Source organism: Collinsella aerofaciens (genome assembly GCF_015552075.1).
Lineage (GTDB): Bacteria > Actinomycetota > Coriobacteriia > Coriobacteriales > Coriobacteriaceae > Collinsella > Collinsella aerofaciens_Y.
Genome location: NZ_JADNDZ010000067.1, coordinates 1 through 9,239, shown reverse-complemented (window position 1 = coordinate 9,239; position 9,239 = coordinate 1). Strand labels below are relative to the sequence as shown.

The 9,239-nt window shown below is 56.3% G+C and carries 11 protein-coding genes; 5 read left to right on the top strand and 6 right to left on the bottom strand.

Features of this window, described 5'->3' with window-relative positions; translation table 11 throughout:
* Window positions 1-214 precede the first annotated feature (214 nt).
* Complete coding sequence (locus I2D41_RS04810; protein WP_195246853.1) at window positions 215-664, bottom strand: hypothetical protein; 450 nt, start codon at window positions 662-664, stop codon at window positions 215-217.
* 1,421 nt (window positions 665-2,085) lie between these two features.
* Here I2D41_RS04810 and I2D41_RS04805 point away from each other — a divergent pair.
* From I2D41_RS04805 to I2D41_RS04795, 3 genes are all read left to right on the top strand, one after another.
* Complete coding sequence (locus I2D41_RS04805) at window positions 2,086-2,670, top strand: recombinase family protein (protein WP_055287572.1); 585 nt, start codon at window positions 2,086-2,088, stop codon at window positions 2,668-2,670.
* Window positions 2,671-2,895: 225 nt separating this feature from the next.
* Complete coding sequence (locus tag I2D41_RS04800) at window positions 2,896-3,450, top strand: hypothetical protein (RefSeq protein ID WP_195246851.1); 555 nt, start codon at window positions 2,896-2,898, stop codon at window positions 3,448-3,450.
* A gap of 62 nt (window positions 3,451-3,512) precedes the next feature.
* A complete protein-coding gene (locus tag I2D41_RS04795) occupies window positions 3,513-4,025 on the top strand; it encodes a DUF5067 domain-containing protein (RefSeq protein WP_195246848.1) in 513 nt (170 codons plus the stop codon).
* Between the two features lie 19 nt (window positions 4,026-4,044).
* Here the strand turns inward: I2D41_RS04795 and I2D41_RS04790 are convergent, their stop codons facing one another.
* From I2D41_RS04790 to I2D41_RS04775, 5 genes are all read right to left on the bottom strand, one after another.
* Window positions 4,045-4,782, bottom strand: coding sequence for a metallophosphoesterase family protein (locus I2D41_RS04790; protein WP_271741652.1), 738 nt, complete (start codon window positions 4,780-4,782; stop codon window positions 4,045-4,047).
* On the bottom strand, window positions 4,767-5,492 hold the full coding sequence (locus tag I2D41_RS04785) for a metallophosphoesterase family protein (protein ID WP_195246847.1): 726 nt from the start codon (window positions 5,490-5,492) through the stop codon (window positions 4,767-4,769). The genes I2D41_RS04790 and I2D41_RS04785 overlap by 16 nt, the downstream gene beginning before the upstream one ends.
* Entirely contained in the window at window positions 5,489-6,127 is a 639-nt protein-coding gene (locus I2D41_RS04780; protein WP_152068154.1) for a hypothetical protein, read from the bottom strand. The genes I2D41_RS04785 and I2D41_RS04780 overlap by 4 nt, the downstream gene beginning before the upstream one ends.
* A 430-nt stretch (window positions 6,128-6,557) precedes the next feature.
* Window positions 6,558-6,683 carry a hypothetical protein gene (locus I2D41_RS10115; RefSeq protein WP_267471465.1) on the bottom strand — a complete coding sequence of 42 codons (126 nt, stop codon included), beginning with the start codon at window positions 6,681-6,683 and terminating at the stop codon, window positions 6,558-6,560.
* Window positions 6,684-6,760: 77 nt separating this feature from the next.
* The gene (locus tag I2D41_RS04775; RefSeq protein ID WP_155086624.1) at window positions 6,761-7,009 is read right to left on the bottom strand and encodes a hypothetical protein; all 249 of its coding nucleotides are present in this window, start codon (window positions 7,007-7,009) and stop codon (window positions 6,761-6,763) included.
* 600 nt (window positions 7,010-7,609) lie between these two features.
* Between I2D41_RS04775 and I2D41_RS04770 the strand changes: the two genes are divergently transcribed.
* Window positions 7,610-7,768 carry a ribbon-helix-helix domain-containing protein gene (locus I2D41_RS04770; protein ID WP_082421961.1) on the top strand — a complete coding sequence of 53 codons (159 nt, stop codon included), beginning with the start codon at window positions 7,610-7,612 and terminating at the stop codon, window positions 7,766-7,768.
* A gap of 187 nt (window positions 7,769-7,955) precedes the next feature.
* Window positions 7,956-8,555 (top strand): helix-turn-helix domain-containing protein, encoded by a 600-nt coding sequence (locus I2D41_RS04765; RefSeq protein ID WP_195246845.1) that lies wholly within the window; start codon window positions 7,956-7,958, stop codon window positions 8,553-8,555.
* Window positions 8,556-9,239 lie beyond the last annotated feature (684 nt).

The window sequence follows — 9,239 nt, the reverse complement described above, 5'->3', positions numbered from 1 at the left end:
GCCCTAGCGTGCGCCGCTTGCGGCGGTACGCTGCCAGGCATTTTGTACGGCAGCGTACGACTCTTGCGGACAGATTTCAGGACCGAATAGTCCGATGTTCAATAGTTCTGTTATTACGTAGTTACATAGTGCGGCTATTCCGCTTTGTCGTTATCACGTAGTTCGGTTTTTCACTTTTTACGCCGTTCACTCATTCATTTGTTACATAGTGCCGCTATTCCGTGGCGTCACTTTTATGCCCACCGCGTGCGTATTCGACGGTGTGGGCGGCGTCTCCGAACACCTCGACTGCTGCCGCCACGAATTGCGGTGTGGTGCGCCTCGGGATATAGAAAGTTTTGTTGCCGAACACGATTGCGATCCAGGCGTTACGGTAGATGAATTGATATGCCGCCTCTCTTGAGCGCTTACCGCAGTATTCCTCTGCAATCTCGTCGATCTGCCAGAGATGGCCGAAGCCGACGATATATTCGGCGATGTACGCGCTCGTCTTGATTCGCACGCGCCGCGGGCGGCGGTACGGAGCATAGCTGCTTTTCCCGGGGTCCGCTTTAACGGGCACGGAATAGACCTCGGCTCGAGCCTTTTCAGCGACCACGCGCCGTGCATCATCGAGGCTATGACGCTTGCACAGGCGCTCGCCGTCGTCGGTCGAGCACTTCACGGTGATTGACTTGATATGCGGCGCCAGATACTCGTACGTTCATGCTCGCGACGCGCCGAACTCCCACCGCAGATCTTCAATGCTCAAGAACTCATACATCTTTTGACCTCGATTTTCTGCCGATAAACGAGAAATCCCGCAAGAGACGCATACTTGTACCCCCCATCGTAAATGTGTGTACAAGTCTGCCGCCGACCCGGGCGGTTCGGCGCTTGCCAGGGCTCCGCCCTTGGACCGGGGGAAGACACTCGCGCGCCTTGTTATTACGATAACGGACAAGGAGGAAAAGGCGCCAGATTTCGAATTATTACGATAGAAGACACGGGCACGGCGGCGCGCGCGGTGGTGCCTGTGGGAGATTATTACGATAACGGACGCAGCGGCAAATCCTGAATCGTGCCCCTGAGACGGTGCAAAATGGCCTTGTGAGGCCATTTTGCACGCCAGCTTCGTTCAACGTCAGACATTCAAGATGTCAGACGTTGAACCTGCGTTAAAGACGCAGCTGGGGCTACTAGTTGCCTACGATCGCTCGCGAAGCTCGCCTGTTCGTGCGTGAATGTCTGACAGCTCCGTCAGACATTGTCGGACATTTGATTGTTCGACAAATGCGCACGTGGTCGCGTTCGCAAAGCTTACCGAACGGTCGATGGGTGCGTTGAGGCCGGAGCAAACGGCGGATGCCAGAAAAATGGCCTCACAGAATCGCGCCCATGGTTGATAAAATTGACCGCCCGGGCGCAAATGCCCGGGCGGTCAATTCATCCCCTCGTTCGCGATCCTGTTGGGTTTTGGGGCTTTGACATGTTGTTGACGGATGGATCAGCCGTACAGCTTGATCTCCCGGGGCTCCATGTGGTCGTCCCCCCAATAAGACGTCCCTGATGTAGCTCTGCAGCAGGACCTCGACGGGCAGCACTGAGTCGTCGACGTAGCCGGGCACTGGGAGTAGGCGTGGCCTTTGGATATAGCGTGGCCGCCTGCCGGCGGTCGGACTGCCACTTCAGCCAAAAGCTCAGGCGCGCGCATTAAAATAATGGATATATCGCTTGATGGGCTTTTGACCAAGCATGAACATCGCAGGTAAATCCGTGTACCAATTTTCGGTATACGGATTTACCTGCGGTTTGTTGAAAGCTCTGACATGCGCTGTCGACTTCATTAAAATCGATTGCCGATCAAGTCTTCCTATATATGCGAGCCCTGAGAAACTGCGCTGTGAACCTGAGTCCGCTATCGATCGGCCCGGTGCACCGGGCCGCTGTCCTCGAGCCGGCAACAGCTTGCCAGTCTCAAAACGTATGCCTCTGGGCACTCGAAAATCGAACCCTCGATGCCGTGAACGTCGAGTGCCAAAACCCAGTGTCAAAACCTCCGCGTCAATTCCCATGGGAAAATCAAATACGAGGCAGGAGGATGAAATGACACGTTACGGATATGCTCGCGTGAGCACGAAAGACCAGAGGTTGGACCGCCAGATCGAGGCTCTGGTGAACGCTGGCGTGGCCTATGGCCATATCTACAAGGACAAGGTCACGGGTGCCCAGGACGGCGACCGGACGCAGCAGAAGCGCCTGTTCAAGAAGATGCGGGCGGGCGACGAGGTGGTGGTCGAATCCTGGGAGCGCTTGACCAGATCGACCAGGCAGCTGCTCAACTATGACCTTATGTTTCGAAACCTCGGCGTGAAGCTCACGTCCCTGAAACAGCCCGTGGATCTAGATACCGCATTCGGGCGCTTCGTGCTTGGCACCCATGCTTGCACCGCGGAACTTGAGCGAGATCTGATCAGGCAACGCCAGGCCGAGGGTATCGCCGTCAAACGGAGCCACGGCGGCAACGTGGGTGGCAGGCCTCGCACAGCCGGCGTCAAAGCCGATGCCGCAGTAAGGCTCTATCTTGGAGGAGAGACTCCTATTCCCGATATTTGCGCTGCGACTGGCGTCTCCAAATCAACGCTGTACCGCATCCTTCGTGAACGTGGATTGGTGGGCGTCAGGAAATAAGTCCGTCTGTCGTTTCGCGATTTGCCTAATAGGCCCGAGTGCGGCGGCGTTACTATATAAGAGTGCGGTATTTCTCTAACCGAAAACCTGCGTGAACGCATGACTTGAGACGCCTTTTAGAACTCACCGATCGCAGGACGAACACAACTCAACAGCGGCCGCGTATTTGTTCCCAGCCGTACGGCGTGGCGGAGCCATGCCCATTGTTGATTGGAGTGTCGCACGATGACAGACGAGAGAAAAATCAGGGAGATCTACGGCGTAAAGTCCGTCCACGAGGAGGCCGCCGAACGGGCCGAGGCGACGTGGCGGGAGAAGCTACTGCGCGAGACGGCCGACCTCAGGACCGAGAATGCACTGCTCAGTGCCCAGCTTGACGAATTCAACCGTAAGCTCGTCGAGGCGACGGATCGGAATGAAAAGATTGAGGCTGACTGCAATGAGCGGATTGCCTTTATAGAGGAGAAGTTCGAACTCGATACCGCGAGACTCGAACTTGAGAACAACGAGCTCCACGCCGCGAGCGTCAGGTACCTCTCCCGTGCTAAGGGCCTCGGCAGACAGATTGTCCAACTCCATGCCGAGGCTGAGGCCATGGTCGATGAGATCGAGCGGCTGCGCGGCGAGCGTGACGCCGCACTGAAAGCCCAAGCCGACACATTCCTGGCTCAGCGCGACCTGATGGCCGAGGTCGCCGCCCTCAAGGACCGCCTTGCTGTAGCCGAACAGCGGGCGGCCGAGGCCGAGGCCAAGGTCGAGGTCATGACCCAGATGGGCTGACGGCATACGTGTTCAACGAACAAAAGCAATAGCTCAATCAAGTATTCAGTTTGGAGCAAATCATGAAAAAGCGCGTTAGCAAAAATAGCATCAGCCTGGCTCGAACTCTCGGTGTCGCCGGTCTTTTGGCGGTTGCCCTGGTTACGACCTCTGGATGCATTCGTACAGACAATCGCCAGTCGGAAGGCCAGGTTTCCAATTCCGATAGCTCGCAGGAAGACGGCGCAGTTTACGGCAAGATGGAGTATTCGGTCACTGCCGTCGAGGTGCATGATTCCTCGTTTGGCGATGGCGGGAAGGTCGCCGTTGTTCGATGGCGTGCCACCAACAATCGAACTGCAGATTCCTTTGCCGATGGAAGCTACATTACGGCCTATCAGAATAAGCAGATGCTTTCTCGCGGTTTTGCCGCCGATTTGCAGGAAGACCACTTCTCTTCGCAAGGGCTTGCGCCGGGAGGCGAATGCGACGGTATATCGGTCTTCGAGCTTAAAGACATGTTCCCCATTGAAGTGAAGATCGACGGGGTCGGGGCTGGATCGAACTCTCTCGACCAGACCTTTGAATTGGAGTAGACCGCATAGCATCTCAGTTCTAGAACTGAGAACTGGGCATAGCGTCTTCGATCGGCACGATGTCTCGGTAGATAAGGCGGTGCCTGTCGTCGCGCCATTCGTCGCCGTGGTAGTGGCCGAAGAACCAGGCGCGGTAGCCGAGCTGCCCGTCGAGCTCGGCAAGGAATCGTTGCAGCTGGTCGTCCAGATACTCGCGTTCGCGCTCCCGGCACAGCTTCTCTGCCAGGTCGGCAGGAGCCTCGTGAGTCACCACGTAGTCGACCTTCCAGCCCACGCGGTCGAGCGAGGTGCGGCATTGCCACATCTCTTCCTCGCTCGGCATCTCCTCGGGCCACCAGCTCCTCCCCTCCTTGCGATACTGCCTGTCGTTGCTCGTGGCGCCGCCCATGGCAAGGACTGTGAGCCCGTCGATATCGAACACCTCTCCGCGCATCAGGTGCAGCACGTGCGGTCGCGCCTCATGGACGAGCCCGCCGTTCCACTCCCGCACCGGCAGCTCAGCCAGGGCGTGGTAGTTCTCATGATTGCCGTCCACGAAACACGTGGTCCACGGCTTCGACTCGAACCAGTCAAGCCAGTATTTCTCGGCGTTGGATCCATCCCAGACAAAGCCGAAGTCGCCGGCCACGATCACCACGTCATCGCGCGTCAGAGTCCGGCCCAGCGGCCAAGACCTGAAGGCGAACCTGCTGGCCCCGTACTCGGCCCTGCCGTGCACGTCTCCTGTCACATAGATAGCCATCAGTACGCACCCCACGGCAGGAGTTTATCCCCGAGCCTCACGATCCGGTCGTACAGCACGGTATGACGTTCGTCCGGGTTGCCGTCTCGGTGAAAATGGCCGTAATACCAGCGCTTGTAGTCCAGGCGATCCTCGAGCTCGTCGAGGAATCCGGTCAGCCGGTCCACATCAGGACGCTCCCAGCCTGGGCCCGGGTAGAGCGTCGGCGAGAGCATGCGCGTCGAGCAGGTATGGGTGATGACGCAGTCGACCTTCCAGCCGACCTCGTCGAGCCTCGCCCGTGCGGCATCGAAATCGCGCTCGTCCGGGAGCTCCTGCGGCCACCACGAGCTGTACGGGATGCGGTACGCCCTGTCGACGCTCGTCGCCCCGCCCATGGTGAAGACCGTCTTCCCGTCGAGCTCGAAGACCTCCCCGCGCATGAGGCGGCGGATGGACGAAGTATCCGACAGGCGCTGCGTCAGCCCGCCGTGCCACGGCTCCATGGGGCGCTCCGCCCAGTGGTCGAAGCGCTCGTGGTTGCCGTCGACGAAGAGAACCGTGTAGGGGCGCGACTCCATCCAGGCGATATCGGCGCATTCCTCGGCAGAGAAGTCCCACGGAAAGCCAAAGTCGCCGGCGATGATCAGATAGTCGTCGCTGCCAAGGCTATCCCCAAGCTCCCAGTCGCGGAGCTTTTGCATGTCGAGCCCACCGTGGATGTCGCCTGTCACATAGACCGTCATCGGATCGCCTCTTTCCGCTTGTAAGCCGCCAGCTCGCGTTCGACCTGCCTGTCGCCGGTCTCGTTGACCCACCAGGGCCATTTCACCCGGCCGCACGGCTCGTCGACCCCGGCGAACCATTCCCTCAGCCCGTCGAGGCTCACCGGGGAGTGCCCGTTGGCGTCGCAGCCCACGTCGTAGCGCAGGAGCCCCTGCTTGCGGTTGAACTCGTTGTACGCGCCGCCGCTGCTGTGGATGTGCCCGTGGAGGTGCCACGATCCATGGCTCATGCCCTGCCAGTCGGCCATGGGGTAATGGCACAGGACGATCTTCTGCCCGTCGATCTTGAGCACGCAGATCGGCGGTTCCACGGTGAACGCGCCCGCGACCGCCGGCTGGGTCCAGTCCTTGTCATGGTTTCCCGGGACGAGGTGGATGCGCCTGCAGGCGATCCGCTTACGCAGCCCGTATGCGTCCTGGGCGGTCATCTTGAATGAGAAATCCCCCAGGATGTAGAGCTCGTCATCCACGGCGACCCTGCCGTTGATGTTGTCGACGATGGCATCGTTCATCTGCCAAATCGTCTCCCACGGCCGGTCCGTGAACTTCAGGACGTTCTCGTGCCCGAAGTGCGTGTCACTGGTGAACCAGATCATTCCATTGTCTCCTTGTCGCTAAATACCGTTCTCCTTTGCGCAATTGAGGAGACGTATTTTGAGCGACATGAGGCGTTCGAACCTCATGTTCTGTGCTCCAATCTGCCGGATTGTTCCAGCTAAAACTTTAAAACCTCGTGCGGGCAGAAAACCGTGTCCCGTTTGTAGGGTCATAGTATAGGCACTGTTAGAACTAATAGCCCAAATCCGTTGCCAACTAGCCACTATTGGCAACTATTAGGCCTTTTAGACAGCCGAACTGACTAATAGCCGCTATTTGTTAGGCCGTTTTGCAACCACGAGCGCTGCCGTGGATTCTTGATACGGCGCATCGACAACAGCAATGTCAAGCGGGTAGAATGGTGCCGACGGCAGCCCAAGTCGTAGGAAGCTGGGCAGAGCCGTTGCTTTGAAGAGTTAGGTCACCGCCTTAGCGACGGTGACCTTTCTTTTTGGGCTTCGAACCCTGCTTGAGTGCCTTGGAAAGGCCGACGAGGGCCGTGAGGAGCGAGACCAGGGCGGTCATGAGCTTCACGAACTCGGTGAAATCGGTCATGGGCATCACCTCCCATCGGATGGAGGGCTCTGCCCGGCACGAGGACTGCCGACAGCGCTGCTGATTCTAGCAGAGCGTCATTCTTCTTCGATCAATCCGTGCTCCACTCCCTCGCCGGAATCCAGTCTTTCCGCAGCTCGACGAAGGTGTTCTTGATTCCCGCGACCCCAAAACGGATCGTCTTCGCGCTCGTCACGGGCCTTGAGCTTGCCCCTGGCTCTCTCGACGGCCTCGCCAGTCGCTTGCCGCCGAACCTCATCCTTAACTTCCTCGCCGATCTCCCCAAATTCCAACGCCGGCCCGTTCTTGCTCACCGGTCCGTACATGCTCGGCCCTCCCCTGCTCGCGACCTGTTTTCCAGCCAAGACCGTACTCGCTATTGCTTCTAATAGCTTGAACAGCTCTTCATCCGGCCACTATTAGCAACTATTAGTCCAAATCCTCCAGCCCAGCAGCCAATAACCACCATTAGCCCAGCTAAACGACCAAAACAAATCGCCCGGTGCACAGAATCTGAACAGTCACGAGACGCGTTGAACTCAACATGCGCGGCCTGTCCCGCGTGGACAGCTACAGGGTCGTCTGCGTCGCCGGCCCTGTTGCCATTCAATCAGCTGCATAATATACAGGCAGGTCTCCCGAGTACTCCCGTCGCCCTAGTGCGTTGCCATTCAAAGCAACGAGTAACGCTTGGGTAAGAGGGCCCACCTTCACTCTTGGTGAATCACTCGCCGCCCCTGTGCCCTTTTCGGCAATTTCCTGTATCCCTTTTGGAAACTCGAGTGCCTATCTGGCCGACGAAAAGATTTAGCGAATTTAGGTGTACCACTCTGTGTTAGTTTGTATTTTAGACAGTATTTGTGATACGCTTTGTTTCAATCAGTAGTGGTACGATTTCGTTTGTTCAACGAAGGAGGTAATTGTCTATGGCAGTGGCCGAGGAGAAGAAAAGAATCCAGGTTACTCTGCCTCTCGAAATTTGGCGTGATCTCGATGACTACGCGAAGAGCCGCGGTGTAGCTAAGTCGTCTATGGCGGCGATCGCTATCGCCGAGTTTTTGGAGCGTGTTAAAGAGCAAAAATAGATATGAAAAAAGCCCCCTACCGCCAAGTAAGAAGGGCTTTTTCCATGTTCAAATGTGGCTTTCTGGCCTGTTACCTGCAATCCTAGCACACGTATGCTTCGATTTGGGTCCCTATGTTGAAGTACTACCAAAATACTATGGCATCACTTCGACTGATGGCTAGACAGCCTCAATGAGAGGCTAGTTTATGGATACCAGAAATTTAAAACCGGACGCGGGCGGTGGCTATCCGTGGGACACGGATAGCCACCCGTCCGGCCCCGCAAGCCCGTCTGGAATGGGGGCGGCGTCCGATTTCGCGAATCAGGCCGTCACAGATGCCGCTATGCCCAATAGTGAGAGTCACCGCGAAGCACTTCGCCGGGCATCGGATGAATCGTCCCGTGTCGCCCACATGGTGCAGGATATGGTCAGCGAGAAGGTCGCGATCATCAAGCCGCCGTGGATGCTCGAGCTCGGTTTGCCTAGACTTGACACCGATATCATGGGGCGGATTTGGTCGTTCCAGCGCAAGGACGTTTACAAATCCACCTGCTACATCAGCCTTGCCACCATGGCGGCGGACGTCAACTCGGATCGGTCGAACGTCAAGAAGAGAATCGATAAGCTCGTCGAACTCGGTCTTTTGATTAAGTCGCCGCGTGGTAATAACAAATCTGTTGAGTACCGGCTCGATATGACGGCGATCGCTAAGCGCAGGCTCGAAGTCGAGGAGGATAGGAAAAAGCAACGCGCCGAGAATTCGGCGAAACGCAAAGCTCAGTGGGACGCAAAGCATTCTGCCTAGTTTGAAGGGCTATGGGTTGTATGAACCCATAGCCCTATTTCTTTTTCTTACAAACTATGGGTTGAAAGAACCTACAGTATAGCTATGGGTTGTTTTAACCCATAGTTTGGCGAAAAATCATTTTATTGATAGGGGGTTAAATAACGGTTCTTCAGCAAGACTATTGGTTAGGACAACCCATAGTCTTGCTGACAGAGATCGCGGACGCTTTTCCGTGACGGTATAGCTATGGGTTGAAAGAACCCATAGACAATTTAAGCCACTTTTCTGCTATGGGTTAATCCAACCCATAGAAAGCGATCGAAAAATGCCAAAAAGTACCGGAATAGTTATTTCAACCCATAGTTTGAGCCTGTGTTAACCGGGGCCAACTTATCAACTATGGGTTGTCTCACGAGACTATGGGTTGAAATAACCCATGCCAACTATGGGTTCAGTTAACCCATGCACTATGGGTTGAAATAACCACAACTATGGGTTGAAATAACCACAACTATGGGTTCATACAACCCACCAAGTCTGACTAGAGTGAATAAGATTCACTTAGTCTGAGCTCAAGAGAGAAACGGAGAAATCTACCAGAAAGCATTTAATGATCGAACGATATACAAACAAGGAGATCCTTCGTCCTTGCCCTCCGTTCGGCTACGCTCGCACTCCGCGTCGCCTGTGGCTCCTTGGCGC

What these genes read in the sequence shown, in the direction of transcription:
- I2D41_RS04785 (WP_195246847.1), bottom strand. Translation starts at nt 5,492, where the DNA reads ATGACGGTCTATGTGACAGGCGACATCCACGGTGGGCTCGACATGCAA.
- I2D41_RS04800 (WP_195246851.1), top strand. Translation starts at nt 2,896, where the DNA reads ATGACAGACGAGAGAAAAATCAGGGAGATCTACGGCGTAAAGTCCGTC.
- I2D41_RS10115 (WP_267471465.1), bottom strand. Translation starts at nt 6,683, where the DNA reads ATGACCGATTTCACCGAGTTCGTGAAGCTCATGACCGCCCTGGTCTCG.
- I2D41_RS04795 (WP_195246848.1), top strand. Translation starts at nt 3,513, where the DNA reads ATGAAAAAGCGCGTTAGCAAAAATAGCATCAGCCTGGCTCGAACTCTC.
- I2D41_RS04780 (WP_152068154.1), bottom strand. Translation starts at nt 6,127, where the DNA reads ATGATCTGGTTCACCAGTGACACGCACTTCGGGCACGAGAACGTCCTG.
- I2D41_RS04770 (WP_082421961.1), top strand. Translation starts at nt 7,610, where the DNA reads ATGGCAGTGGCCGAGGAGAAGAAAAGAATCCAGGTTACTCTGCCTCTC.
- I2D41_RS04765 (WP_195246845.1), top strand. Translation starts at nt 7,956, where the DNA reads ATGGATACCAGAAATTTAAAACCGGACGCGGGCGGTGGCTATCCGTGG.
- I2D41_RS04805 (WP_055287572.1), top strand. Translation starts at nt 2,086, where the DNA reads ATGACACGTTACGGATATGCTCGCGTGAGCACGAAAGACCAGAGGTTG.
- I2D41_RS04775 (WP_155086624.1), bottom strand. Translation starts at nt 7,009, where the DNA reads ATGTACGGACCGGTGAGCAAGAACGGGCCGGCGTTGGAATTTGGGGAG.